The sequence below is a fragment of the Microbacterium sp. F1-18 genome (assembly GCF_052921305.1).
This window is the reverse complement of record NZ_JBREVD010000003.1, coordinates 433,483-459,128: the sequence shown is the minus strand read 5'-3', so window position 1 is coordinate 459,128 and position 25,646 is coordinate 433,483. Positions and strand designations below refer to the sequence as shown.

The window sequence follows — 25,646 nt, the reverse complement described above, 5'->3', positions numbered from 1 at the left end:
CGAGATCGGCGACCCGCCCCGCCGCTGCCGAGCCCGCTCAGGATCGCCGCCTAGGCTTGCTCCGTCATGCCCGCCCGTGTTCACGCGCTCCTGGTCGTGCGTCCCGACGGACGCGCTCCGGCGGCCTTCCATCTCACGCGCACGCTCGCCGCGCTGCGCGATCAGACGCGCGCCGTCGACGCGCTGACCATCGTGCTCTGCGGGGGCGATGAGCGGTTGCGTGCTCTCGCCGAGGAGTCTGGCGCCGAGGCGGTGATCGCGGCGCCGTCTCGCACCGGGTTCGCCGCCGCCCTCCGGCTCGCGTCGCGCCGTATCGACGGTGACGCCGTCTGGCTGCTCGCGCAGGACGTCGCTCCGGAGCCGGAGGCGCTGCAGCGTCTCGCCGCGGCCCTCGAGACGGCACCGTCCGTCGCGATCGCCGTCCCCAAGCTCGTCGAATGGGACGACACCACCCGCATCGTCTCGCTCGGGCGCTCGATGACGAGGTTCGGCGCCGCGGTCGGCCTCGCCGACGGTGAGCACGACCAGGGTCAGCACGACGGCGCAGACGACGTCCTCGGCGGCGACGTGCGCGGCATCCTCGTCCACACGGCGGCCTGGCGCGAGCTCGAAGGCGTCGACGAAGCACTCGCCGGCGCTGACGAGGGGCTCGATCTGGGGGTGCGCGTGCGGCTGGCGGGCGGACGCGTCGTCCTCGCGCCCGGGGCACGCATCGCCGTCGCGCACGACGGCGTCGCCGGATCGCCTGCGCCGCGGACGACCGGCGCCCGGGCACGAACCGCACACGCCGCGCGTGTGGCGCAGCTCCACCGGCGGCTGGTCTACGCCCCGCCGCCCGCGGTCGCCATCCACTGGCTCACCCTGCTGCCGTTGGCGCTGTGGCGCAGCATCCTCCACCTCGTCGGCAAGCGGCCCGCTCGGATCGGTCCGGAGTGGTCGGCAGCGGTCACCGTGCCGGTGCGGCTGACGGCGGTCGCCCGCGCCCGACGTCGCATCGCGCGCCACCGTCGCGCATCCTGGTCGCAGCTGGCGCCCCTGCGCGTGAGCTCCCGCGTCATGCGGCAGCGGCTCATCGAAGACCAGCCTGCCGGCGACGGTCCCCGCCGCACCGAGCTCGGCTTCTTCTCGGGAGGCGGTGCCTGGGCCGTGCTCGCCGCGCTCGCCGTCTCGATCGCAGCGATGCCCGCCGCGCTGAGCTGGCCCTCGATCGGCGGCGGAGCGCTCGCGCCCCTCGCCGCCAACGCGGCCCGCGCGTGGTCCGAAGCCACCGGAGCGCAGCGCCCGCTCGGCTGGGATGTCGTCGGGCCCGCCGACCCGTTCAGCGCCGTGCTGGCCGTGCTCGCGTCGTTCTCGCCGACCGACCCGTCGCGCGCGCTCGTGGTGCTGTGGCTCCTGGCGCTCCCGCTCGCGGTGCTCGGCGGATGGTTCGCCGCGACCCGCATCACCGAACGTCCGGTCCTGCGCATCGTCGGCGCGGTGGTCTGGGCCCTCGCACCGATGTTTCTCGTGGCGCTGGGGGACGGGCGCCCGGCATCCGTCATCGCCCACCTCGTGCTGCCTTGGCTGGCTTTCACAGCCGCGGCTGCGCATCGGTCGTGGGGCAACGCCGGAACGGCATCCATCCTGCTCGCCGCCGTGCTGGCGTGCTCGCCCATGCTCTCCGCACCCGTCGTGGTCATCTGGCTCTTCGCCGTGGTGCTGTCGATGGTGCTGCGGGGCCGGCGGGCGGCCTTCCGGTGGCTCTGGATCATCGTCCCGTCCGCGGCGCTGTCGGCGCCGCTCGTCTTCGCGCGACTCCGTGCGGGAGATCCGTGGTCGCTCCTGGCCGATCCGGGCATTCCGTGGAGCGGGCCCCGGTTCGCGGATGACGTCCTGGGGAGGTTCCTCCTCGCGGCGGGCTTCCCGGCCGACGCCGGCTGGGCGGCCTTCACCGGTGCCAGCGGCCCGGTGTGGTGGCTGATCCTCTTCACCGCGCCGCTGCTCGCCCTCGCGCTGGCCGCCGCCGTCTCGGCGCGACGCTTCGTCGGCATCGTCCTGCTCGCCATCGCGGGCCTCGGGACGGCGACGGCCTTCGCGGCCGCGGGGCTGGCGGTGGCCATCGACGGCACGACCGCCATCGCTCTCTGGCCCGGTGCGGCTCTCAGCCTCGCCTGGGTCGGTGTCGCCGGGGGAGCGCTTCTCACGCTCGACAGCGTCGTGCCGACTCGCGTGGTCCGCGCGGTCGCCGCGGCGACCGCGGTCGCCGGGCTCGTCATCGCCGCGGTCCCCATGCTCACCGCTCAGGCGCGGGATGCGTCGCTGGTCGGTCGCGGCGAGACGAGCACCCTCCCCGCCTTCGTCGCGGCCGAGGGCGCGAACTCGCCCGGGCTCGGCACGATCGTGCTCACCCCGACCGACGACGGTGTCGCGGTGGACGTGGTGTGGGGTGGCAGCGCGACCCTCGGCGGCCAGTCGACGCTCGTCACCGCACGCACCGAACTCACGGATGCCGATCGGGAGGCGGCGCAGATCGCCGCCGACCTGGTCGCCGACACCGCGAACGACGTCGTCGCGCAGCTGCGTGACCACGGCGTCGCGTTCATCCTGCTCGCCTCGTCCGAGGATGAAGCCGCGACCGCTCGCAGCACACGGCTCGCCGCAGCGACCGCGCTGGGCAGTCGTGACGGCCTCGACGCCGTCGGATCGACCGACAAGGGTGAGCTGTGGCGCCTGTCGGGAGACGTCGCTCCCCGCGCCGAAGCTCCGACGACGGCGCGCGCCGTGACGTCGGTGCTGTGGAGCGGCATCGCGGTGGTGTTCGCGGTGGCCCTGCTCCTCGCCCTGCCCACACGCGGCAGCCGGTCGGCTTCGCGGGCGGCACCACGCCTCGTGGGGATACGAGCGCTCCGCAGGAGGGACCGATGAACTCGCGAACCGCACTCGTGACCCGTCTCGCCGTGGGCGCGGTGGCCGCCGTCGTCGTCGGAGGCGGCGTCATCGCCGCCGCAGCGGCCCCCTGGCCGACCTTCGCACGCGAGCCCATGTCGCTCGATGTCGTTCCCGAGGCGGCGCGTTCGATCGCCGCGTGCGACGGCCCGCTCCTCGCTCTCGGCCGCGACGCGACGGCGGCCGGCGCGATCACCGCCGCGGCGCCATCGAGCGTCGTCTCGGCGACGGACGGCGCAGAGTCGACGGAGTACACGCTCGCGACCCCCGATCGAACCGGCGACGGAGCGTCACCCGAAGCCTTCTCGGCAGAGCCGACGGACGGCGTGCCGACCGATCTCGGCGCGGCGTCGTCTGCATCGCTCGATGACCCCGATCTGCGCGGCCTGGCGGTTTCGGCGTGCACGCGCCCCGCGATGGAGTCGTGGCTGGTCGGCGGATCGGCCGCCACGGGGGCGAGCGACCTCGTGCTCCTGACGAACCCGGGTGATGTCGCGGCGACCGTCGATCTGAGGGTGTTCGGTGCTGACGGAGCCCAGGACCCCGTCGCGGGGCGCGACATCGTCGTGGCCGCTCGCTCGCAGCGCGCCATTCCCCTCGCGGCGCTTCGCCGCGGCGAGCAGAGTCCCGTCGTGCAGGTCACGGCGCAGGGAGCCCCGGTGCGGGCATCCCTGCAGTCGGCACTGACACGCACGCTCATCGCCGGTGGCGTCGACCAGGTGGGGGCGAGTGCCCTGCCGGCGACGCAGCAGACCATTCCGGCCGTGAACGTCACCGTCGCCCCCGATTCCGTCGCCTCGGCGGGCGGACTGTCGGTGCGGCTCATGGCGACTGCGGCCGACACCTCCGCGAACGTGACCGTCCGCTCCGTCGCCGACGGGAGCGTGGTGTCGCAACAGGACGCGATCGCCGTGACCGCCGGGCGACCGGTCGAGCTCGAGGTGACGGGGATGCCCGTCGGCGACTACACCGTCACCGCGACCGCATCCGATCCTCTTGTAGCCGCAGCGTGGACCTCGACCGACCAGGCCGCGCCGGCTGATTTCGCCTGGGCGGTCGCCGCGCCGCTCGTCGACGCTCCGACCCTCGTCGCCGTCGCATCCGGTCCCGCGCCGTCGCTCACCCTGACGGCCGATCAGGACACCGTCGCGACGCTGACCCCCATCGCCGGCGGAACGCCGCAGACAGTGCAGCTGGCAGCAGGGCAGTCCGGCACGATCGACGTCGCGGCGGGGACCGTCTACCGACTCGACCCCGGCACCGGCGGCATCCGCGGCTCCGTCGGCTTCTCGGCAGCCGGACAGCTCGGGACGTATCCCGTGACGGGGTCGGCCGCAGCAGCGGCCGAGCTCACCGTGTATCCCTGACCCGGGTCAGAGGAAGCGGAACCGGTCGGGTCCGAGGTCCCAGGGATCGCGGTCGAGGTATTCGGCCGCCGCACGGAAGACGCAACTCTCGACCATCATCCGGCGGTGCAGATCGTCGTTGCGGTGCAGCCGGTTCAGGCGCTCGATGGGCAGGCGATAGAGAACGATGCGCTTCTCGTTCGCGAAGACCTGCCAGCGCGGGATGCCGTCCTCGTCGCTTGCCGCCGGCATGCCGGCGACTTCGAATCGCACCTCGCGTAGCTCGGGCCACGCGCTCCGCAGAAACTCCGCGGCTGTCCCGACCGAGAGATCGAACCGCTCGGAGCGCGTCTCGAGGGGCGGGAGCGGGGGGCGAACGACCGGGCTGCGATCATCGCGGCCGTGTCGCCCGTGGCGCGACGGCCGGTTCCGCCGAGGCGGCACGGCTCGGGAACGACGCCGGATCATGAGGCCATCCTATGCGGCCCCGGACGCCGGCCCGGCGCGGCATCCGATCGTGCCGCGTCTGCGGCGTTACGGTGGACGGGATGCGCGAGAGACTGTGTTCGAAGGTGGGCTGCGCCCGCGAGGCTGTGACGACCCTGACCTTCGACTACGGCGATCAGATGGCCGCTCTCGGCCCGCTGGGAGGCGGCACCGACCCGCACGCGCACGACCTGTGCGCCATCCACACCGAACGACTCTCCGTGCCCAAGGGATGGGTCGTCATTCGTCACGAGACGCTCAAGATCTGACGGGGAACCCGCGCGGAGTCTCGGTGGCTGCCCCGACGAGCGCGCGCGCCCGGTCATCGATCCGGGTGATCGCGGCATACTCCCGATCCCGGCGAGCTGCGACGACGGCCCGGACGAGGGATTCGGGGTCGGTCTGCGGCAGAGGCGAGACGAACGGTGCGACCTCGGCGGCGATCATCGTCGCAGAGCGCTGTCGAGCCCCGGGCTCCATTCCCTCGGCCGAGCGGGCGAACTGCGTTGCCCGCCGCGCGACGCGATCGGGCAGCCTCGCGACATCGGCGACCTCGGCCCATTCCCGCAGCTCGGCGGGAATCGGGCCGGCAGGATGCGGCAGGCGCGGAGCGCGCGTGCGCTCGCAATAGGTCCCCGCGACCATGTCGCCCAATCGGGTCGAGCGCGGCGTGAACGCGGCGACCACCCCGGCGAGTGCTCCGAATGTGAACCAGATCTCCAGTACTCCGACGAGGGCGCGGATGAATGCCTGCCGGAACCCGGTGGCGCCGCCGTCGGTGCGCACGATGCGGCCGCCGACCGCGAGCTTGCCGAGACTGCGCCCGTGGGTGAGGGTCTCGATCGCCGTCGGGATGACGACCAGCACGAGGACGAGGGCTGAGATGACCAGGATCCCCGACAGGTTCTCGAGGCCGAAGCCGCCGACGAGGAGGCCTCCGACGAAGGAGAACAACAACAGCAGCACGATGCCGCAGAGGACGTCGATGAGCACGCCGAGCGCGCGGAGGAAGAAGCCCAGGGGCTGGACGTCGAGCGCGACCGCCTCACCGGTGAGGATCTCGTCCTGACGGATCTGCGCCGGGGGAGCGGGCGTGGTCATGGGTACAGTTAAGCAAATGGACCTCGACGCCCTGGTCGCCGCGCGTCGCGCCGAGTGGGATCGGCTCGACGCGCTCGGGCGTGCCCGCCGGCTGTCGAGCGCCGAGGTCGACGAGCTGGTCACGCGCTATCGTGCCGCGTCCGCCGACCTCGCCGACATCAAGACCTCCGCCGGCCGCAGCGTCGAGGGAGACCGGCTGTCGATGATCCTCTCGCGCGCCCGGCTGCGCCTCACCGGCGCGCCCGAGAACGTCTTGCGACTGCTGCCGCGCTTCTTCGTGCAGCAGCTGCCGGCCGCGCTCTATCGCGTGCGCTGGACGACGCTCGCGGTCGCGGTGGCGTTCATCGCCATCAGCTCGCTCGTGGCGTTCTGGGTCTCGGGCGATCCCGCCGCGGTGGCCGCCCTGGGGTCGCAGGCCCAGCTCCAGCAGTACGCCGAGAACGACTTCACCGCCTACTACAGCGACAACCCCGCGGCGGTGTTCGCCGGCACCGTGTGGACGAACAACGCCTGGATCGCCGCGCAGTGCGTGCTGTTCGGGATCACCGGGCTGTGGCCCGTGATGGTGCTCATGCAGAACGCGGTGAGCATCGGTCAGGCGGCGGCGATCCTCATCGCGTTCGACCGGGGAGACGTGTTCCTGCTGCACATCGCCCCGCACGGGCTGCTCGAGCTGACGTGCATCTTCGTCGCAGGTGCGACGGGTCTCCACATCTTCTGGGCGTGGGTCGCACCGGGGCGGCGGAGCCGCGGCGAGGCGCTCGCCGCGGCGGGACGCTCGCTCGCGACGGTCGCGATCGGGCTGATCCTGGCGCTCGCGCTCTCCGGACTCGTCGAGGGTTTCGTCACCCGTCAGCCGTGGCCCTGGCCGCTCAAGATCGGGATCGGCGCCCTCGCACTCGGCGTCTTCCTCGCCTACATGCTGGGACTCGGGCGGATCGCCGCGCGACGAGGCGAGACGGGTGACCTCACGGAGTATGAAGCGGGGACGCCGCGCCTGGTCGCCGGATGAACCCGTCGCATCGGGTTAATTTGATCTAATCAAAAATAAAAGCTACGATCGCAGCATGACGATCGCGACCGCCCCCGAGGCCATCCGCGCCTTCGGTCTGCGAGTCACCGAGTCTCGCGCCGCCGTCTACGCCGCGCTCCACGCGCGACCCCACGCGAGCGCCGACGAGGTGTACACGGCCGTCGCGGATCGGATGCCGCAGGCCAGCCGGCAGTCGGTGTACAACGCCCTCAACGATTTCGCCGACGCGGGCCTCGCCCGTCGCATCGAGCCCGCCGGCCGCTCGATGCTGTTCGAACTCCGCGTCGGCGACAACCACCACCATCTCGTCTGCACCGCATGCGGCCGAGTGGAAGACGTCGACTGCGCCGTCGGGCACACGCCGTGCCTGCACCCGTCCGACGACCACGGCTTCGAGGTCGCCTCGGCCGAGGTGACCTACTGGGGGCGGTGCGCGGAATGCGCTTCATCCGCGACCCCGGCGGCATCCTGAACTTCTCTCTCTCCCGAAACCCCCAACGGAAGGATCCCCATGAGCGATCGCGACCCGCAGTCCGCGCCCATCGGCGAGGACGTGACCGACACCGACCAGGCGGTCACCCCCATCGACACACCCGAAGACGAGCGCGGCGACGGTGAGACCCGGCCGCGTTCCAACGACGCCGGCGGCTGCCCCGTGATCCACGGCGGCGAGCAGGGACAGGGGCACGGCCACGGCTCGCACGGCGGACAGCCCCACCCGACGGTCGGCAACGCCAACCACGTCTGGTGGCCGAACCAGCTCAACCTGCGCATCCTGAAGAAGAACCCCGCCGTGGCTAATCCCGTCGGCGAGGACTTCGACTACAAGGCCGCGTTCGAGGCCCTCGACCTCGCCGCCGTGAAGAAGGACATCGAAGAGGTCCTCACCACCTCGCAGGACTGGTGGCCGGCCGACTTCGGCCACTACGGCCCGCTTATGATCCGCATGGCCTGGCACTCGGCGGGCACGTATCGCGTCACCGACGGCCGCGGCGGCGGCGGGGCCGGTCAGCAGCGCTTCGCCCCGCTGAACAGCTGGCCCGACAACGTCAACCTCGACAAGGCCCGGCGCCTGCTGTGGCCCGTCAAGAAGAAGTACGGCCAGTCGATCTCGTGGGCCGACCTCATGATTCTCGCCGGCAACGTCGCGCTGGAGTCGATGGGCTTCTCGACCTTCGGCTACGCCGGCGGTCGTCCCGACGTCTGGGAGCCGGACGACGACGTGTACTGGGGTCCCGAGACCACGTGGCTCGCCGACGAGCGCTACTCCGGCGACCGCGACCTCGAGAAGCCGCTCGCGGCGGTGCAGATGGGCCTCATCTACGTCAACCCCGAAGGCCCGAACGGTGAGCCCGACCCGCTGAAGTCGGCGCGCGACATTCGCGAGACGTTCGGCCGCATGGGCATGAACGACGAGGAGACCGTCGCCCTCATCGCCGGTGGTCACACCTTCGGCAAGACCCACGGCGCGGCTCCGGACTCGAACCTCGAAGACAACCCCGAGGCCGCAGGCGTCGAGATGCAGGGCCTCGGTTGGAAGAACAACTTCGGCACCGGCCACGGCGACGACACGATCACGTCGGGACTCGAGGTCACCTGGACCTACCACCCCACGCGCTGGGACAACGAGTTCTTCCACATCCTCTACGCCTACGACTGGGAGCTCATGCGCAGCCCCGGCGGCGGACACCAGTGGCGTCCCGTCAACGGGGCCGGTGCCGACATGGTGCCGCTCGCGCACTCGAACGGCCGTCGCGAGCCGCGCATGCTCACGAGCGACCTCGCGCTGCGAATGGATCCTGCCTACGACGAGGTCTCGCGCCGCTTCAAGGACGACCCGGTGGCCTTCGGCGACGCGTTCGCCCGCGCCTGGTTCAAGCTCACGCACCGTGACATGGGCCCCATCGCGCGCTACCTCGGTCCCGAGGTGCCGCAGGAGGAGCTCATCTGGCAGGACCCGCTTCCCGCCGTCGACCACGAGCTGATCGATGACGCGGATGCCGCCGACCTGAAGGCCCGCATCCTCGCGACCGACCTGACCGTGAGCGAGCTCGTCTCCACGACGTGGGCAGCAGCCTCGACCTTCCGAGGCAGTGACAAGCGCGGCGGCGTCAACGGCGCCCGCATCCGTCTCGCCCCGCAGAAGGACTGGGAGGCCAACAACCCGGCCCAGCTGCAGCGGGTGCTGGGTGTGCTCGAGAGCGTGCAGGCATCGTTCAACGGCGGCCGCACCGACGGTAAGAAGGTCTCGCTGGCCGACCTCCTGGTGCTGGCGGGCAACGCCGGCGTCGAGAAGGCCGCGCGTGACGGTGGTGTCGACGTGACGGTTCCCTTCCGTCCGGGACGTACCGACGCAACTGCCGAGCAGACCGACGAGCTGTCGTTCAGCCACCTCGAGCCGGTCGCCGACGGCTTCCGCAATTACTACGGCCCGAACGCGGTGCTGCCGGCCGAGCACCACCTCATCGACAAGGCGAACCTGCTGACGCTGAGCGCGCCCGAAATGACGGTGCTCGTCGGTGGCCTCCGTGCCCTGGGAACGAACTACGACGGATCGTCGTTCGGCGTGTTCACCGAGCGTCCGGGGGTGCTCACGAACGACGTGTTCGTCAAGCTGCTCGACCTGGGCGCCACGTGGAAGCCGCTCGACCCGGGGTCGCACGCCTTCCGCGGTGTGAACGCCGACGGGTCGGAGATCGGCATCGGCACGCGCGTCGACCTGCTGTTCAGCTCGAACTCCGAGCTCCGCGCCATCGCCGAGGTGTACGCCTCGGATGACGCGAGCGAGAAGTTCGTGCGCGACTTCGTCGCCGCGTGGACCAAGGTCACCGAGCTCGACCGGTTCGACCTGCGCTGATCCGCGGCATCCTCTCGAAGGCCCGCCCCGATTCTCCGGGGCGGGCCTTCGTCGTCTGGGCTTTGTGTGGGGCGGGGTGGCTGGGTGAGGGGGAGACGCAGGCCTGGGTTGGCAGATGGTGCCCGATCGCGCGCTGGGGGTGGGCGCGAGCTGCCAAGCGAGCGGGATGCTGGTGGTGCGGGGTGGCTGCGTAGCCGGCGTGCCTGCTCGCCGGAGGTTGGGGCGCGCTGCCACAGGCTCTTGGGTTGGCAGTTGGCGCCGCTTCTCTGAGCCCGAGGGGGCGCGAGCTGCCAGGTGAGGGGGAGACGCTGGCTTGGGTTGGCAGATGGTGCCCGATCGCGCGCTGGGTGTGGGCGCGAGCTGCCAAGCGAGCGGGAGGCTGCGAGGCGGGTTGACAGTTGCGGCCCTCTCTCCGCGGTTGAGCGGCCGCGCTCAGAGCCCAGCACCGGGGCACCGCTCAGAGGCGGCCCGCGGCCTTCAGTGCGAGGTAATGGTCGGCAACCGCGGGCGGGAGGGCCTCCGGGGTCGCGCTGAGGGCTTCGCCTCCGGCACGGCGGATCGCGCCGGCGACCAGTTCGGCGTCACGCGTGGCGTGAGCGATCGCCGCCTCACGGTAGACGTCTTCGGCGAGGCGCTCGGCCGGTGCCGGCTCCGGGGCGTCCTGCGCCGAGCCGACGAGCACGGTCGTGCGCTCGGTCACCGACGGCAGAGCTCCGAGGAAGCCCCGGGCGGCGTCGGGGGCGTCTTGCGCGGTCAGCAGCACCACGAGCGAGGGGCGCGACGTCAGCGCGCGCACCTCCGTGAGTACGGCGTTCCAGTCGGTGTCGATGAGTGTCGGCTCGACCGGCGCCATCGCGTCCACGAGGGCGGGCAGCAGCCGTGGACCGTCGATGCCCGTGACCCGCGCGCGCCGAGCTCGGTCGAACATGAGCAGGTGGACGTGGTCGCCCGCACGTGCGGCGAGAGCGCTCAGCAGCAGCGCCGACTCCATCGCTGCATCCAGACGGACACCGTCGCCCACGCGTGACGCGCTCGTGCGGCCGGTGTCGATGACGATCACGACGTGACGATCGCGTTCCGGGCGCCAGGTGCGCAGCATGGTCGTCCCCGCTCGGGCGGTCGCACGCCAATCGATGGAGCGGACGTCGTCGCCCCGCACGTACTCGCGGAGGCTGTCGAACTCGGTTCCGCGCCCGCGTACCTGAACGCTCGTGTTGCCGTCGAGCTCCCGTAGGCGGGCGAGGCGCGACGGCAGGTGCCGGCGCGAGGCGAACGGCGGCAGCACCCGCAACGCCCCCGGCGCGGCGATCACGCGCTGCCGTCCCGCGAGCCCCATCGGGCCGCGACTGCGCACCGCGATGAAGGCCGAGCGCAGCTCGCCGCGACGTCGGGGCAGCAGTGGCATCGCGACGGATCTGCGCTCACCGGTGGGGATGTCGATGGTGGCGCGGGCCTCGCCGGCACCGGCGGTCGGCTGCCAGCCGTCGCGAAGATCGCCGCGGATGCGGCGGGGTCCGCGGTTTCGCAGCAGGAGGCTCGTCTCGACGCGTTCGCCCGCCCGCGCCCGGGAGGGGATGCGCCGCTCGATCTCGATGTCGCGCAGCGGGCCGGCCAGCACGGTATCGACGATGGCGAGGACGAGGCACAGCGCGGCCCATGCGAGCGCCGTCCACGCCGCGTCGATCCCCGCGGAGGGGGCGAGGACGACGGGCACGACGCCGAGGGCGACGAGCAGCACGAACAAGCCGGAGAGGTACACGGCGACTCAGATCGGGACGCGCGTCTGCTGCAGCACCGAGGTGAGGATCGTGTCGGGCGAGACCCCCTCGATCTCGGCGTCCGGGCGAAGCTGCAGCCGATGACGCCAGGCGGGCACGAGCATGGTCTGGACATGGTCAGGCGTGATCGCCGGGTACCCGCCGAGCCACGCCCACGCCTTGGCGGCGGCGAGCAGCGCGGTCGCGGCGCGCGGGCTCGCCCCGAGCTGCACCGAGGGGGACTGCCGGGTCGCCCGCGCGAGGTCCACGACGTACCCGAGGACGTCGTCGGAAACCTCCACCGCGGCGGCGGCCTGTTGAGCGGCGCGGATCTCGGCTGCCGTGACGACGGCCGAAACGCCCGCGGTCTCGAGCGACCCGGGCCGGAAGCCGTCGGCGTGCCGGCGCAGCACCGAGATCTCGTCGTCGCGCGCGGGGAGGTCGATGACGAGCTTGAGCAGGAAGCGGTCGAGCTGCGCCTCGGGAAGGGTGTAGGTGCCTTCGTGCTCGACGGGGTTCTGCGTCGCGGCGACGAGGAACGGGTCGGGGAGGGGGCGCGAGACGCCGTCGGCCGAAACCTGACGCTCCTCCATCGCCTCGAGCAGGGCGGCCTGCGTCTTCGGCGGCGTCCGATTGATCTCATCGGCGAGCAGCACGTTGGTGAAGACCGGGCCGGAACGGAACTCGAACTCACCGGTGCGCGCGTCGTAGACCAGTGACCCGGTGACGTCGCCCGGCATGAGGTCGGGAGTGAATTGGATGCGGGTGGTGTCGAGGCCGACGGCTCGGCTGAAGGTACGCACGAGCAGCGTCTTCGCGACGCCGGGCACGCCTTCGAGCAGCACGTGCCCGCGGCCGAGGAGCGCGATGAGGAGGCCGGTGACGGCTCCGTCCTGCCCGACGACGGCCTTGCCGACCTCGAGCCGGACGCGGTTCATCGCTTCGCGGAGGTCGCCGGGTGCGGTCTCGCTCATGGGGTGTTCCTTTCGGGGCGGACGGATCGGAGGACTGCTGCTTCGACGTCGCGCAGACGGTCGGCGGCGTCGACGAGTTCGCGGTCGTTTCGGGGGAGGTCGTCGAGAAGGATGCCGCGGACGCGCGTGCGGTCGTCACCGATGCGGCTCGCGGCGGCATCGGCGATGGCGCCGGCGTCGGCTGAGCCGAGCCCCAGCGACCGGGCGATGCGGCGGAGCGCCTCGCGCCGCAGCTGGTCGAGCGCGTGCACGGGGTCGGCTGATGCCGCGTACAGGCGCGCTCGGCCCTCGGTGGTCTCCGACGCGCGGACGGTCACCGGCAGGTTCTCCGCCACGAGCGGGCCGAAGCGGCGGCCGCGCCAGACGGCTGCGGCGACGACCGAACCGAGCAGGAGCAGGATCGCCGGAGTCACCCACGCGGGCGTGAGCTCGCCCAGCGACGGGGCCGCGGTGATGGAGCCGTCGCCGATCGACGGCAGGTACCAGACGACGGCGCCGGTCGCGCCCAACAGGTTCAGCCCGAGCGCGGCGTTGCCCTCGTCCGCCAGTCGCTGGTTGACCAGCAGAGCCGTGGCGTCCACAGCGACGACGCTCGCCGCGTCATCGACGGAGGCGACGAGCCCGTAGCCCGATGCGGCGGGGTAGCAGGCGTGGTCCACCCCCTCGCCGGTGAACACCTCGCCCGGGCTGACGGGGCCGCTGATGTCGGCGGCGGGCAGGTCGCAGTCGGGCTCGACGGTCGAGCCGTCCGTGAACCCGGCGCTGCGTGCGTCTCCCAGCAACAGGCGCAGATCGCGCGTTCGCGGCTCGAGCAGGACGACACCGGCGGCGGCATCGCGCAGCTCCAGGATGTCGTCGTCGTCGAGGGGTGCGGTGTCGGCGATCGCGAGCGTCGCGCCGTTGCCCTCGAGAGCCTGCAGAGCCGCCGCTCGATCGCGTGCGACCGTGACCTCGACGCCGCGGTCGCGCAGCAGCGCGGTCAGGGCGCGCGATCCTTCGGGGCCGGCTGCATCCGGGTCGAGGAGCCCCTGTGCGGGCATCGTGTTGATACCCGCGACGGCTGCGACCGCGATGCCCGCGACGAGGAGGCCGGCTGCCACACCCGCCCAGCCGAGCACCGCCCGGGATCGCCGTCGCACAGCCCCAGGCGCAGGCGCCACCGTCGCCGCTGTGACGCTCATACCGGCACCTGCGCTCGTGCCGTCGCGAGACGCTCGTCGAGAGCGCGCACGGAGGCGTATGCCGCGGCGGTTCCGGGCCGCCGCAAGTACCGCACGTCGTCGAAGACCCGGGCTGCCCGGTCGAGATCGTCGCTCTCCGCCGGGAAGATGCGTCCTGCGTCGGCGGCGAAGCGGTGCACCGTCGTACCGGGAGCCGGGTCGACGATCGTGCGCTCCGCGAGCCCGCGCGCGAGGGCCCGCACGCGCAGGACGATCGCCTCGTCCCACGCGCCGCGGCTCGCGGCATCCTCTGCGTCGGCACGCAGCTGGGCGGCGCTGCGCGTCTCGTCCTCGCCGAAGAGGGACACGCTCGCGCGCGAACGCACGACCGTCCGCGGCCGCCCCCAGATCAGGATCGCCACGCCGACGAGCAGCAGAAGGACCACGATCGCCCCGACGGCGAGCCACGGCCCGAGCGTCGCGGGGACCTGCCCGCTGAACAGGGCCCCGAGGAACTCGACGACGCCGCGTGCGAAACGGTCGATGGGCGTCGGCTCCGCCTCTTGGTAGGCGGCCTTCGACAGCTCCGCCTCCGCCCACCGACGGGCTTCGTCGGGGTCGGGGGCGACCGGTGTGCCGATGAATCTCATGCGCGGTCAGCGCCCGGAGCGGTCCAGTCGGTCGATGACGGGCGATCAGCGGATGCGGCGGGCGTCTCCGCGCCCGGGCCCGGTTGCGCGGAGGGGGGCGGCTCGGGGGATGCGGGCGGCGCGGGCTGAACCGGCTGATATCCGGGCTGCGACGCCGGCGGCGGGGGATAGCCGGGCTGCGGCGCATATCCGGGCACCGGTGCATAGCCGTAGCCCGGCTGCGCACCGGCGTACGTCGGCTGCTGCCAGCGGCCGTCCAGCGTGCGACCGACGTTGCGGCGATAAGGGTCGGGGGCGGCGACGCCGGCATCGCGCTGGTCGACGTACGACGACAGGTCGAGGTCGAGTCCTTCGCGCCGCATACGGCAGTCGATGTACACGAGCGCTCCCGCGGTCGACTGCACGATCACGGCGATGGTCTGGATGAGGGTCACGAAGGCCTGCGCCAGGAGCGTGCCGACCAGCAGCGCGATGATCTGGCCGGGCTCGGGGTCGCCGGTGGGGGTGATGACCGAGGTGAGCCCCATCGTGACGAACGAGAACGGCACGCTGACGACCTGGGCCAGGACCCCGAAACTCATCGAGATGATGACGATGATGCCGAGCGTCGGCCAGAACCGACCCCGGGTGAGTCGCCACGATCGAGCGATGGCGCCGAAGACGGTCGCCTGCTCGAGGACGATGACCGAGGGCACCAGCAGAAGCTTCGTGCTCAGCCAGAGGCTCAGCGGGATCGCCGACAGGCCCAGGACGACGGCCAGGATGATCGCCGCGGGGCCGACGCTCACCGCGAGCCCCACGATCCCGGCGGCGAGGATGCCGACGACGACCGCGACGATGAGGAAGACCAGGGCGGAGTATCCGATCAGCCGCCACGCCACGGGCTTCACGCGACGCCACAGTGCCCCGAGGGTGTGCTTCTCGGCGACGACAGCGTGCGCGACCTCGCTGACCACGACGCCTTGGACGAGGACGCCGAGCGCCCCCGAGGCCAGAGACAGCACGAGCGCCGTCGCCCCGCTGATCGCGATCGAGCCGGCCAGGACGGTCTCGAACTCCTCGGTACCGGGCCGCAGCGACGCGAGCCTGCCGAAGGTCGCGAAACCGACCGCGACGATCCCCGCGGTCGCCACCAGGATCGCGACGGTCTGCACGACCAGGGCGAAGCCCAGCAGGACCTTCGGATTCTGGCGCAATGCCGAGAACGAGCGTCCCAGGATCACCCCGAATGAGAGCGGCTGAAGCGGGATGATGCCGGGACGCGGCGCCGGCGTCCACGCGGGGTATGACGTCACGATGCACTCCTGGAACAGTCGGCTCGGTCGAACCCATCGTGTCACACGAGCGCGCAGCATCCGGAGTCGACGGCGCGCGGGTCGGGTACGGTGAGTACGCGCACGTCGCGCGCGAGCCCGAGCCGAAAGACGAACGCCGCCCATGACTTCTCGCATCCTGGTGGTCGATGACGACACCGCCCTGGCGGAGATGATCGGCATCGTGCTGCGCACCGAGGGGTTCGACACCGTGTTCTGCGCCGATGGCGCGGCGGCCGTCGAGACCTGGCGCACCGAGAAGCCCGATCTGATCCTGCTCGACCTCATGCTCCCCGGTGTGGACGGCATAGAGATCTGCACCCAGGTGCGGGCCGAGTCCGGCGTGCCGATCATCATGCTGACCGCGCGCACCGACACCGCGGACGTCGTGCGCGGCCTCGAGTCGGGAGCCGACGACTACATCGTCAAGCCGTTCAACCCCAAAGAACTGGTCGCCCGTATCCGGACGCGGTTGCGTCCCGCGGTAGCGTCGGCGTCGGAATCGCTGCGCATCGGCGACCTCGTCGTCGACGTCGAGGGCCACGAAGTCCGGCGCGGCACCGACGTGATCGCGTTGACGCCCCTCGAGTTCGAGCTGCTCGTCGCGCTCGCCTCGAAGCCGCAGCAGGTGTTCTCGCGCGAGATGCTGCTCGAGCAGGTCTGGGGCTATCACTACAAGGCCGACACGCGTCTGGTGAACGTGCACGTGCAGCGGCTGCGGGCGAAGGTCGAGATCGATCCCGACAACCCGCGCATCGTGACGACCGTCCGCGGCGTCGGCTATCGCGCCGGCGCCGTCATCTGACGATCCGATGCCTATCCGCACCGTCACGACGGCGACGGTGGCGACGCACGGCTGGCGGTCGTGGGGGCGTCGACTCGCCCGCACGTGGCGGCGATCGCTGCGATTCCGCACGGTCGCGATCACGCTCGGCGCCACCGCGCTGACGATCACCGTGGCGCTGGTGTGGATGTCGCTGGCGATCCAGAACGACCTCTTCGAGTCGCGCACCTCGCAGCTGCTCGCCGAGGCTCAGCGCGCGACGCAGTCGGCCCAGGCGACGCTGGATGCCGCTGAGGTCGGGGGCGACGTCGTGGCCGTCGACAACCTCATGGAAAGTGTGCGCACCTCCATCCAGCGGCAGTCGTCGACCGACCGCATCGCGGCGTTCCGGATCTCATCGGAGCCGTCGGCCATCGCGCCCCAGGATTTCGACTCGGCCGGCCTTCCCGCCGACCGCATCAGCGACGAGCTGCGCGCGCAGGTGCAGAGCGACGACGAGCTGCAGTGGTGGCAGCCCGTCGGCTTCGCCGCATCCGGGGGCGGTCAGGTGCCCGGCATCGTGGTGGGGCAGCAGATCGTCCTACCCGAGGTGGGGGCGTACGAGCTGTACCTCGGCTACGACCTGGCGGGCGAGGCGCAGACCCTCGGGTTCGTCCAGATCACCCTGTGGATCGTCGGCGTCGGACTGGTCGTCCTCATCGGCGCGATCTCGTGGATCGTGCTGCGCTCGGTCACCGAGCCGATCGCGCAGGCCGCCGAGAGCAGTTCGCGGCTCGCGGCGGGAGATCTCGCCGTACGACTGCAGGTGCGCGGCGAGGACGAGTTCGCGACCCTCGGACGGTCGTTCAACGCGATGGCCGACAGCATCGAGGCGCAGATCAAGGAGCTCGCCGAGCTGTCGCAGGTGCAGCAGCGATTCGTGTCGGATGTCTCGCACGAGCTGCGAACCCCGCTGACCACGATCCGTCTCGCCTCCGACATGCTCAACGATCGACGCGAGGACTTCGATCCGGTGGCGGCCCGCGCGGCCGAGCTGCTGCACGACCAGGTGCACCGGTTCGAGGTGCTGCTGACCGATCTGCTCGAGATCAGTCGCTACGACGCGGGCTCGGTTCAGCTGGAGAGCGAGCCGACGAGCATGACGCAGCTCGCCGAAGACGTCATCGCCTCGATGGCTCAGCTCGCCGAGCAGCACGGGAGCGATGTGCGCCTCGTCGCCCCGGGCGGATACTCGCCCGTGGAGATGGACCCGCGACGCGTGCGCCGGATCGTCCGCAACCTGCTCGGCAACGCGATCGAGCACGGCGAGGGCAGACCGATCGTGGTGAGCGTGGACAGCGATGCCCGCGCGGTGGCGATCGGGGTGCGCGACTACGGCCTCGGGATGCGGCCGGCCGACACCGAGCGCGTGTTCGATCGCTTCTGGCGCGCCGATCCCTCCCGCAAACGCACCATCGGCGGCACCGGCCTCGGACTGTCGATCGCCCTCGGCGACGCCCGGTTGCACGGCGGCACCCTCGCAGTGTGGTCCGAACTGGGTCGGGGGACGAACTTCGTGCTCACGATTCCGCGTCGCAGCGAGCCCCTCGACGGTCACTCGCCGCTCCCGGTCGATCCCGGGGAGGATGGCGTACCCTTCGACGATCTGGGGCTGACCCAGCCGATCTCCCTGCCCCGTCCCGCGAAAGGCTCGTCGTGAAGCGTCTTCGCCCGGTCGTCGCCGTCGTCGGGATGCTGTTCGCCGTCCTGCTGACCGCCTGCACGGGGCTGCCGACCTCGGGCCCCGTCGTCGCGGGGGCTCCGATCGATCAAGAGGCCGGCGCGGTCGACTTCTCCTTCCTTCCCGACGATCCGCCGCCGGGAGCGACGCCGCAGCAGATCGTGGCGGGATTCCTCGCGGCAGGCTCTGGGCCCCGCGACGACTGGGGGACGGCTCGGCAGTTCCTCGCCCCCGAATTCCGGTCATCGTGGCAGCCGACCGCCCGCGCCACGATCGACCTTCCCGGCGAGCGGGTGTTCACCGTCGCCGGTGACGGGACGGTCACCGTCTCGATCACACCCGAGGCCGCCGTCGATGCCACCGGGGCGCTGTCGGTGACCGATGGCGGGTCTATGCCGCTGGACTTCACCCTCGTCGAGGTGGACGGCGAATGGCGGATCTCGGACGCCCCCGACGGTGTCGTGCTCGACCGGGCACGGTTCCAGGCGGTCTTCCGCGAGTACTCCGTGATGTACTTCGACCGGTCGTGGTCCTACCTCGTGCCCGACCGTCGCTGGTTCCCCGCGACGAACGCGGCGACGCACATCACGGAGGCACTGATCGACGGCGACCCGAGCCCCTGGCTGTCCGGCGCGGTCTACTCGGCGTTCCCCGAGAGCCTCGAGCTCGCGACGCGCGCGGTTCCGCTCGAGGGGGGAGTGGCCCAGGTGCCGCTGTCGCAGTCAGCGCTGGCGATCGTGCCCGAGACCCGCAACCGGATGCAGGCGCAGCTCGACGCGAGCCTGCAGTCGGCCGGCATCCGCGGTGCCCAGATGTCTGTCGATGGCGAGCCGGTCGCCGCTCAGGCCGTGGACGTCCGGCCCATCCGTGTCGATGTGCGGCCCGCCGTGCTGACCGAGGACGCCTTCGGCTTCCTCTCCGGCTCCGAGATCGAGCCGCTGCCGGGCTTGTCCGACGTCATCCCCGACCTCGATCCGGAATCGATCCAGGTGGGGGCGGATCGCAGCGCGGCCGCCGTCCGCACATCCTCCGGCGCCGTCGTGCGGGTGCGCGATGACGCGACCTTCGAAGTCGTCGACGAACGAGCAGGGCTCATCGATCCCACGATCGATCCGCAGGGCTTCATCTGGAGCGTGCCTGCCGGCGCGCCCTCGGGTCTCACGGCGACGGGTGCGGACGGCACGGTCGTCTCGATCGCGAACGCATGGCCGGGTGCGTCGCAGATCTCGAGCATCGAGGTGTCGCGAGACGGCACCCGCATCGCCGCGCTCGTGCGCGACGGCTCGCGCCCGGCCCTGTGGATCGCCGGCATCCTCCGCGACGACGACGGCGCTCCCGCCGGTCTCGGTGACCGTGAGACGGTGGCGCAGCTCCCGGGCACCGGAATCGACGCGAGCTGGGTCGACGGGTCGACGATCGCGGTCCTCGCCGAGGACGGCGACGCCGACGTCGTCATCTCGCAGTCGGTCGGCGGGTTCGGGGAGGAGCTCACGGCACCGCTCGGCCCCGTCACGATCGCGGCGACGAACCAGCTGCGAGCCGTGCGTCTCCTCGACGGGGAGGGCGTGCTCTATGCGCAGAAGGGGCAGGCCTGGCCGACGGTGGCGGGCGGCATCCGAGTCCTCGCGTCGCAGCAGGGCTCGCCCCGCTGACTTCTCCCCGGCGACGACGCAGGCGTTCTCCTCCCCCGCGGCGGGACTCGCGGCGGTCTCGGCCGGAGTCCGGCGAGACCATGGGCTCGTGTCGTCCACCGCCCCCCGCCGTGAGCGCTGGCGAGAACACCTCGCCGACGCGCTCGACCTCATCCTTCCCGTCTGGTGCGCCGGATGCGATGCACCCGGCCGCCCCCTTTGCGCGACGTGCGTCTCGGAGTTCCCGCGCCCGCGCCGATGCGACACCGACGGCCTCGAAGTCTGGAGCGTCGCGCGGTACGAGGGCGTGGCCGCCCGCGTCATCCGCGCCCTCAAGGAGGATGGCCGCACCGGCCTCGGCCGCCCGCTCGGCCGGCTGATGGCAGGGCTCGTCCGAGAGGCGGGGTGGGGCGATGCCGTGCTCGTGCCGGTCCCGCCGTCGCGGCCGGCGCTGCGGCGCAGAGGGTACGCAGTGCCGGAGATGCTCGCTCGGCGGTGCGACGCGCGCGTTGCGCGGTGGCTCCGTGCGCGCGGCAGCGTCGCCGACCAGCGTCTGCTCGGCCGCGCGGAGCGGCAGCGCAACGTCGCCGGAGCGTTCGTCGCGCGGCCGGGTACCGGCCCCGTCGTCATCGTCGACGACGTCATGACCACGGGGGCCACCCTGCGCGCGGCGCAGAACGCGCTCGGCGGTGCCGGTCTGCGGGTCGTCGGTGCCATCGTCCTGGCCGACACGCCGCTTCGGGTGGCCGCTGAAGATATTCCCGGCGGTTCATGAGTGACAACGCGCCCTCGCCGCACTAGCGTGGGGGAGACCAAGGCGAACGAAGGTCCGCCCTTGAACCGGGCGGACCGGAGCAAGGAGGTCAGGATGGAAACCAGCATCGTCGGCGTGGGAGTCGGGATCACGGATCGCTTCCGCACGGTGGCTGAAGAGAAGTCCAGTCGCATCGAGACGCTCGCACCTCGTGCGCAGCGCCTCGACATCAAGGTCACTCATCACGCGTACCGCAACGGGCGCATGGATGACGAAACCGTCGAACTGACCCTCACCGGAAAAGGACCGATCGTCCGGGCCGAGGCCACGGACGGCGACAAGTTCGTCGCGCTCGACCTCGCGGTCGACAAGCTCGTCGAGCAGGTGCGCCGCGCGAAGGACAAGCGCGTCGACGCGCGCAACCACCCGCGGGGAGCCAAGCTCGACAAGGGCACGGGTGCTCTCGAGGGCATCGACGTGGAGCCCGCATCGGTCGAGGTCCTTCGAGCTGTCGCGACCGGCGAGGTCCCCGTCATCGGAGACTCCGCCGAAGAAGACGACTACACGCCCGTCGTCATCCGCACCAAGGAATTCGGTGCTGAATGGATGACCGTCGAAGAGGCCGTCGACCGGATGGAGCTGGTCGGGCACGACTTCTTCCTGTTCATCAACGCCCGCACCGACCACCCGAGCGTGGTGTACCGCCGAAAGGGGTGGGATTACGGCGTCATCTCGCTGACCGCCGCAGCTCCGCCCGAGGCCGAGCTGGCGTCCTGACCTGAGGACGACGACGGGGCGGGTGCCATCGCGGCATCCGCCCCCGTCGTATGTCGCCCGAAGCCGCCGGTGCTCGGTCCCGCCGGCGTTCAGTCGAACATGCCGTCGAGCATGCTGCCGATCACGAGACCGCCCAGGATGCCGCCGACCATGTTGCCGCCGTTGCCGCGGCCGCCCCAGCCGCCGCCGTAGCCGCCCGGGCCGCCCCAACCGTCGTTGGGGCGCGAGCCGTCGATGTCGCGCTGGGCCAGGTGGAGGGCTTCACCCGCGAGAGCGGCGCATCGCCGAGCATCGGCGAGGGCTTTCTCGCGGTCGTCCTCGGCGATGGGGCCGACAGGTGCGAGGCCGAGGCGCAGACTCTCGGCCTCGGCGAGCCGGGTGCGCGCGTCCGCGCCGATCCAGCCGCGGTGACCGGCGATGACGCTTCGCGCGACCGAGAGCTGCCGGTCGGCGTCGTCGATGGCATGCCGCACGTGGCTCTCGGGCGGCACCGGTCGGGCGGCGCGCTCTCGAGCGGTGTCCACGGCGACATCGAGGGCGGCGTTCTTCTTGCGGAGCATCGAGAGCTCGGCGAACGGATCGCCCTTCGATCCGGCGGGGCTGATGCGGGTCAGCGCCTGCTGGAGCTCTGCCATCGCGGTCGTGACCGCGGGGGTCTGCGGCGCGGTCCGTGCCGTCACGAGGTCGTCACGCGAGTCGGCCACGACATCGGCGAGCGTCGACTGGGCGCGCAGCGCTTCGACCTCGAAGTCGTCGACGGCATCGAGGAGGGTGCGGGCGCGGCGCACGGCCTCGGTCGCCGTCTCGAGCGCGATGTTCGCGGGTCCGCGCTCGCCCGCGGAACGGCGGCGCTCGGCGACATCCGCTCCGTGCTCGGCGAACTCGAGCAGCCCCGCCGCCTCGTCGGCGTTGCCGCTGATGCGGTTGAGCGCGTCGGGGTGGTAGCGCCCCGAGACGCGCTCGATGACGGCGCGTGCGGGCTCGATTCGCTCGCGCAGCGTCGTGACATCGGCCCGGATGCCGGCGAGGATCTCCGGCGCGCGCCGCGCCCGCTCGATCGCCTCCGATAATGTCGACGTGCGGTCGTCGAGCAGATCCTGCGCCCATTCGCACAGCTGCACGATGCGCGCGTTACGCGTGCGCACCTCTTCGGGGGTGTCGGGGATCTCGTCGTGATTGAGCTGCTTGAGGTGGAACGCCTCGCCCAGGTGATGACGCACGGCGGTGATCGCCTCGCGCAAGGGAGCGGTCGCTTCCTCGCCCAGCTCGGCCTCGGCGAAAACCATCTCATCGCTCGTGACGCGCAGACGCTCGTCCGCCCCGACGAGGGCGATGTCGGCCTCGCGCGCGAGGCTCGCATCCGCGTCGGAGACCTTCTGCTGTTCTTGCTTGCGTCTGCCCCAGAATCCGGCCATGTTCTGATCCTAGGTCTCGCCGGTCCGCACGGGAGGGGATGTCGTCGTCTCTCGCAGGCGACGCCAAGGTCACGGCCCGATAACATGGCTCCATATGCCCGTGCGTACGCGCGGGCGCGGCCGACGTGGCGTCGGCGCACCCGACAGATGGAGATCCGCTGTGGCCAACCCTCTCGAGAAACTGCTCCGCGCCGGTGAGGGCCGTGTGCTGCGCCGCCTGCAGCAGATCGTCAAGGCCGTGGGCGCGCTCGAAGAGGACTACGCCCGCCTCACCGACGAGGAGCTGCGGAACGAGACCGCCGAGCTCCGTGCGCGCCACGAAGCCGGCGAGACCCTCGACCGTCTGATGCCCGAGGCGTTCGCAGCCGTGCGCGAAGCTGCCAAGCGCACGCTCGGTCAGCGTCCCTACGACGTTCAGGTCATGGGTGGCGCGGCGCTCCACCTGGGCAACATCGCCGAGATGAAGACCGGTGAGGGAAAGACGCTGACGGCGACCTTCGCGGCTTACCTGAACGCGATCGCTGGCCAGGGCGTGCACGTCATCACGGTCAACGACTACCTCGCCTCGTACCAGTCCGAGCTCATGGGGCGCGTGTACCGGGCGCTGGGCATGACGACCGGCACGATCGTCTCCGGGCAGACCCCCGACGTCCGCCGCGAGCAGTACGCGGCCGACATCACGTACGGCACCAACAACGAGTTCGGCTTCGACTACCTGCGCGACAACATGGCGTGGCGCCGTGAAGACCTGGTTCAGCGCGGTCACTTCTTCGCCGTCGTCGACGAGGTCGACTCGATCCTCATCGACGAGGCACGCACCCCGCTCATCATCTCGGGCCCGTCGTCGGGCGAGGCCAACCGGTGGTTCGTGGAGTTCGCCCGCGTCGCCACGACGCTCGAGCCCGGTGTCGACTACGAGGTCGACGAGAAGAAGCGCACCGTCGGCGTTCTCGAGCCCGGTATCGAGAAGGTCGAGGACTACCTCGGCATCGACAACCTCTACGAATCGGCGAACACCCCGCTCATCTCGTTCCTCAACAACTCGATCAAGGCGCGCGCCCTGTTCAAGCGCGACACCGATTACGTCGTGATGAACGACGAGGTCATGATCGTCGACGAGCACACCGGCCGCATCCTCGTCGGGCGCCGCTACAACGAGGGCATCCACCAGGCCATCGAGGCGAAGGAGGGCGTTCCGGTCAAGGCCGAGAACCAGACCCTCGCCACCGTCACGCTTCAGAACTACTTCCGCTTGTACGACAAGCTGTCGGGTATGACCGGTACCGCCGAGACCGAGGCGGCCGAGTTCATGTCGACCTACAAGCTCGGTGTCGTGCCGATCCCCACGAACAAGCCGATGATCCGCAAGGACCAGCCCGACCTCGTCTACAAGAACGAGACGGCGAAGTTCGCGCAGGTCGTCGAGGACATCGTCGAGCGGCACGCCAGCGGTCAGCCCGTGCTCGTGGGAACGACGAGCGTCGAGAAGAGCGAGTACCTGTCGCGGCTGCTGGCCAAGAAGGGCGTCAAGCACGAGGTCCTCAACGCCAAGAACCACGCGCGTGAGGCCGAGGTCGTCGCCCGGGCCGGTCGTCTGGGGGCGGTGACGGTCGCGACGAACATGGCCGGCCGTGGCACCGACGTCATGCTCGGCGGCAACGCCGAGTTCCTCGCCGTGCAGGAGATGAAGTCGCGCGGTCTCGATCCGGTCGAGACGCCGGAGGAGTACGAGGCGGCGTGGGACGAGGTCTTCACGTCGGTGCGGGCTACCGTCGCCGAGGAGGCCGAGAAGGTCGTCGCGGCCGGCGGCCTGTACGTGCTCGGCACCGAGCGTCACGAGTCGCGCCGCATCGACAATCAGCTGCGCGGTCGTTCGGGCCGCCAGGGCGACCCCGGTGAGAGCCGCTTCTACCTGTCGCTGACCGACGACCTCATGCGCCTGTTCCAGTCGGGCGCGGCCGAGGCGATCCTCGCTCGCACGAACTTCCCCGAAGACGTCGCGATCGAGTCGTCGATGGTCTCGCGCGCGATCAAGAGCGCGCAGGCTCAGGTCGAGGCGCGCAACGCCGAGATCCGCAAGAACGTCCTCAAGTACGACGACGTGCTCAACCGCCAGCGCGAGGCGATCTACACCGACCGCCGCCAGGTGCTCCACGGCGACGACCTCTCCGAGCGTGTGCAGCACTTCATCGAAGACGCCATCAGCGCGGTGATCGACGACCACACCTCGTCCGGTCACACCGAGAGCTGGGACTTCGACGCCCTCTGGACCGAGCTGAAGACGCTCTACCCCGTGGGCGTCACGATCGACGAGGTCGTGGCGGAGGCGGGGAACAAGGGCCGCATCACGCCCGAGGTGCTCAAGCGCGAGCTGCTCTCCGACGCCAAGATCGCCTACCAGAACCGCGAGGAGGCGCTCGGTGAGCCCGCGATGCGCGAGCTCGAGCGTCGCGTGGTGCTGCAGGTGCTCGACCGCCGCTGGCGTGACCACCTCTACGAGATGGACTACCTCAAGGACGGCATCGGCCTGCGTGCGATGGCTCAGCGCGACCCGCTCATCGAGTACCAGCGCGAGGGGTACGAGATGTTCCAGTCGATGATGAGCCAGATCAAGGAGGAGTCGGTCGGCTTCCTCTACAACCTCGAGGTCGAGGTGCGCTCGGCCGAGAGCGGCGATGTCGACGCCAAGGGGCTCGCCCCGACGCCCGTCGAGACGCAGAAGCTCGAGTACTCGGCGCCGAGTGACACCGGATCGGGCGAGGTCGAGGTGCGCAACGACCGCGGCCAGGTGCAGAAGACGGCGACGGCGAAGGCGCGTCAGCACGCGGCCGAGCAGGATGCGCCCGCCGATGGCCCGCGCGGCGCGTTCGGGCAGAAGACGGCCGCGAGCGAGGATGCCGCCGATGCGGGCAACCGCGCGGCGCGCCGCGCCGCAGGCAAGAAGAAGTGATCCGGCGAGCGGG

20 protein-coding genes are annotated in these 25,646 nt (G+C 71.3%); 12 read left to right on the top strand and 8 right to left on the bottom strand.

From position 1 onward, the window contains the following. Window positions 1–66 precede the first annotated feature (66 nt). A complete protein-coding gene (locus ACU6RU_RS10905) occupies window positions 67–2,904 on the top strand; it encodes a glycosyltransferase family 2 protein (RefSeq protein ID WP_446726535.1) in 2,838 nt (945 codons plus the stop codon). Further along, window positions 2,901–4,292, top strand: a complete 1,392-nt coding sequence (locus ACU6RU_RS10900) for a DUF5719 family protein (RefSeq protein ID WP_120264716.1) — start codon at window positions 2,901–2,903, stop codon at window positions 4,290–4,292. Before ACU6RU_RS10905 ends, ACU6RU_RS10900 begins: the two co-directional genes overlap by 4 nt. Before the next feature lie 6 nt (window positions 4,293–4,298). On the opposite strand, the gene ACU6RU_RS10895 is transcribed toward ACU6RU_RS10900, so the two are convergent. Then, window positions 4,299–4,739, bottom strand: a complete 441-nt coding sequence (locus ACU6RU_RS10895; protein WP_120264717.1) for a metallopeptidase family protein — start codon at window positions 4,737–4,739, stop codon at window positions 4,299–4,301. 80 nt (window positions 4,740–4,819) lie between these two features. On the opposite strand from ACU6RU_RS10895, the gene ACU6RU_RS10890 reads away from it, so the two are divergent. Continuing rightward, on the top strand, window positions 4,820–5,026 hold the full coding sequence (locus ACU6RU_RS10890; RefSeq protein ID WP_120264718.1) for a DUF3499 family protein: 207 nt from the start codon (window positions 4,820–4,822) through the stop codon (window positions 5,024–5,026). Here the strand turns inward: ACU6RU_RS10890 and ACU6RU_RS10885 are convergent. Beyond that, window positions 5,016–5,858: an RDD family protein gene (locus ACU6RU_RS10885; RefSeq protein ID WP_120264719.1), complete on the bottom strand. Its 843-nt coding sequence runs from the start codon at window positions 5,856–5,858 to the stop codon at window positions 5,016–5,018. The genes ACU6RU_RS10890 and ACU6RU_RS10885 overlap by 11 nt on opposite strands. 16 nt (window positions 5,859–5,874) lie before the next feature. Here ACU6RU_RS10885 and ACU6RU_RS10880 point away from each other — a divergent pair, with 16 nt between their 5' ends. From ACU6RU_RS10880 to katG, 3 genes are read left to right on the top strand one after another with little or no spacing between them, the layout of a single operon-like run. Continuing rightward, window positions 5,875–6,870, top strand: a complete 996-nt coding sequence (locus tag ACU6RU_RS10880) for a stage II sporulation protein M (protein WP_446726534.1) — start codon at window positions 5,875–5,877, stop codon at window positions 6,868–6,870. A gap of 55 nt (window positions 6,871–6,925) precedes the next feature. Continuing rightward, a complete protein-coding gene (locus tag ACU6RU_RS10875; protein ID WP_289330007.1) occupies window positions 6,926–7,363 on the top strand; it encodes a Fur family transcriptional regulator in 438 nt (145 codons plus the stop codon). 39 nt (window positions 7,364–7,402) lie between these two features. Beyond that, on the top strand, window positions 7,403–9,748 hold the full coding sequence (katG, locus tag ACU6RU_RS10870) for a catalase/peroxidase HPI (RefSeq protein WP_446726533.1): 2,346 nt from the start codon (window positions 7,403–7,405) through the stop codon (window positions 9,746–9,748). A 457-nt stretch (window positions 9,749–10,205) separates the two neighbouring features. Here katG and ACU6RU_RS10865 read toward each other — a convergent pair whose 3' ends face one another. The 5 genes from ACU6RU_RS10865 to ACU6RU_RS10845 are packed head-to-tail and all read right to left on the bottom strand — an operon-like array spanning window position 10,206 to window position 15,584. Beyond that, the gene (locus ACU6RU_RS10865) at window positions 10,206–11,507 is read right to left on the bottom strand and encodes a DUF58 domain-containing protein (protein ID WP_446726532.1); all 1,302 of its coding nucleotides are present in this window, start codon (window positions 11,505–11,507) and stop codon (window positions 10,206–10,208) included. Between the two features lie 6 nt (window positions 11,508–11,513). Beyond that, window positions 11,514–12,479, bottom strand: a complete 966-nt coding sequence (locus tag ACU6RU_RS10860; RefSeq protein WP_120264724.1) for an AAA family ATPase — start codon at window positions 12,477–12,479, stop codon at window positions 11,514–11,516. Further along, entirely contained in the window at window positions 12,476–13,618 is a 1,143-nt protein-coding gene (locus tag ACU6RU_RS10855; protein WP_446726531.1) for a DUF4350 domain-containing protein, read from the bottom strand. Before ACU6RU_RS10855 ends, ACU6RU_RS10860 begins: the two co-directional genes overlap by 4 nt. Window positions 13,619–13,656: 38 nt before the next feature. After that, window positions 13,657–14,289: a DUF4129 domain-containing protein gene (locus ACU6RU_RS10850; protein WP_120264726.1), complete on the bottom strand. Its 633-nt coding sequence runs from the start codon at window positions 14,287–14,289 to the stop codon at window positions 13,657–13,659. Beyond that, window positions 14,286–15,584, bottom strand: coding sequence for a glycerophosphoryl diester phosphodiesterase membrane domain-containing protein (locus tag ACU6RU_RS10845; protein ID WP_446726530.1), 1,299 nt, complete (start codon window positions 15,582–15,584; stop codon window positions 14,286–14,288). The genes ACU6RU_RS10850 and ACU6RU_RS10845 overlap by 4 nt, the downstream gene beginning before the upstream one ends. A gap of 142 nt (window positions 15,585–15,726) precedes the next feature. Between ACU6RU_RS10845 and mtrA the strand changes: the two genes are divergently transcribed. The 5 genes from mtrA to hpf all read left to right on the top strand — a co-directional run bounded on the left by mtrA (window position 15,727) and on the right by hpf (window position 21,268). Continuing rightward, a complete protein-coding gene (gene mtrA, locus ACU6RU_RS10840; RefSeq protein WP_120264728.1) occupies window positions 15,727–16,407 on the top strand; it encodes an MtrAB system response regulator MtrA in 681 nt (226 codons plus the stop codon). Window positions 16,408–16,414: 7 nt separating this feature from the next. Further along, window positions 16,415–18,085 carry an MtrAB system histidine kinase MtrB gene (mtrB, locus tag ACU6RU_RS10835; protein ID WP_120264729.1) on the top strand — a complete coding sequence of 557 codons (1,671 nt, stop codon included), beginning with the start codon at window positions 16,415–16,417 and terminating at the stop codon, window positions 18,083–18,085. Beyond that, a complete protein-coding gene (locus ACU6RU_RS10830; RefSeq protein ID WP_446726529.1) occupies window positions 18,082–19,758 on the top strand; it encodes an LpqB family beta-propeller domain-containing protein in 1,677 nt (558 codons plus the stop codon). Before mtrB ends, ACU6RU_RS10830 begins: the two co-directional genes overlap by 4 nt. Before the next feature lie 88 nt (window positions 19,759–19,846). Continuing rightward, a complete protein-coding gene (locus ACU6RU_RS10825) occupies window positions 19,847–20,512 on the top strand; it encodes a ComF family protein (protein WP_446726528.1) in 666 nt (221 codons plus the stop codon). A 93-nt stretch (window positions 20,513–20,605) separates the two neighbouring features. Then, entirely contained in the window at window positions 20,606–21,268 is a 663-nt protein-coding gene (gene hpf / locus ACU6RU_RS10820; RefSeq protein ID WP_120264732.1) for a ribosome hibernation-promoting factor, HPF/YfiA family, read from the top strand. An 89-nt stretch (window positions 21,269–21,357) separates the two neighbouring features. Here hpf and ACU6RU_RS10815 read toward each other — a convergent pair whose 3' ends face one another. Further along, window positions 21,358–22,683 carry a hypothetical protein gene (locus tag ACU6RU_RS10815; protein WP_446726527.1) on the bottom strand — a complete coding sequence of 442 codons (1,326 nt, stop codon included), beginning with the start codon at window positions 22,681–22,683 and terminating at the stop codon, window positions 21,358–21,360. 160 nt (window positions 22,684–22,843) lie between these two features. Between ACU6RU_RS10815 and secA the strand changes: the two genes are divergently transcribed. Next, window positions 22,844–25,633: a preprotein translocase subunit SecA gene (gene secA, locus ACU6RU_RS10810; RefSeq protein ID WP_120264734.1), complete on the top strand. Its 2,790-nt coding sequence runs from the start codon at window positions 22,844–22,846 to the stop codon at window positions 25,631–25,633. Window positions 25,634–25,646 lie beyond the last annotated feature (13 nt).

Bases quoted from the DNA above. Each gene is read 5' to 3' on its own strand.
- ACU6RU_RS10850 (WP_120264726.1), bottom strand. From the start codon at position 14,289: ATGAGATTCATCGGCACACCGGTCGCCCCCGACCCCGACGAAGCCCGT.
- katG (WP_446726533.1), top strand. From the start codon at position 7,403: ATGAGCGATCGCGACCCGCAGTCCGCGCCCATCGGCGAGGACGTGACC.
- mtrA (WP_120264728.1), top strand. From the start codon at position 15,727: ATGACTTCTCGCATCCTGGTGGTCGATGACGACACCGCCCTGGCGGAG.
- ACU6RU_RS10895 (WP_120264717.1), bottom strand. From the start codon at position 4,739: ATGATCCGGCGTCGTTCCCGAGCCGTGCCGCCTCGGCGGAACCGGCCG.
- mtrB (WP_120264729.1), top strand. From the start codon at position 16,415: ATGCCTATCCGCACCGTCACGACGGCGACGGTGGCGACGCACGGCTGG.
- ACU6RU_RS10885 (WP_120264719.1), bottom strand. From the start codon at position 5,858: ATGACCACGCCCGCTCCCCCGGCGCAGATCCGTCAGGACGAGATCCTC.
- ACU6RU_RS10860 (WP_120264724.1), bottom strand. From the start codon at position 12,479: ATGAGCGAGACCGCACCCGGCGACCTCCGCGAAGCGATGAACCGCGTC.
- hpf (WP_120264732.1), top strand. From the start codon at position 20,606: ATGGAAACCAGCATCGTCGGCGTGGGAGTCGGGATCACGGATCGCTTC.
- ACU6RU_RS10890 (WP_120264718.1), top strand. From the start codon at position 4,820: ATGCGCGAGAGACTGTGTTCGAAGGTGGGCTGCGCCCGCGAGGCTGTG.
- ACU6RU_RS10875 (WP_289330007.1), top strand. From the start codon at position 6,926: ATGACGATCGCGACCGCCCCCGAGGCCATCCGCGCCTTCGGTCTGCGA.
- ACU6RU_RS10900 (WP_120264716.1), top strand. From the start codon at position 2,901: ATGAACTCGCGAACCGCACTCGTGACCCGTCTCGCCGTGGGCGCGGTG.
- ACU6RU_RS10815 (WP_446726527.1), bottom strand. From the start codon at position 22,683: ATGGCCGGATTCTGGGGCAGACGCAAGCAAGAACAGCAGAAGGTCTCC.
- ACU6RU_RS10905 (WP_446726535.1), top strand. From the start codon at position 67: ATGCCCGCCCGTGTTCACGCGCTCCTGGTCGTGCGTCCCGACGGACGC.
- ACU6RU_RS10880 (WP_446726534.1), top strand. From the start codon at position 5,875: ATGGACCTCGACGCCCTGGTCGCCGCGCGTCGCGCCGAGTGGGATCGG.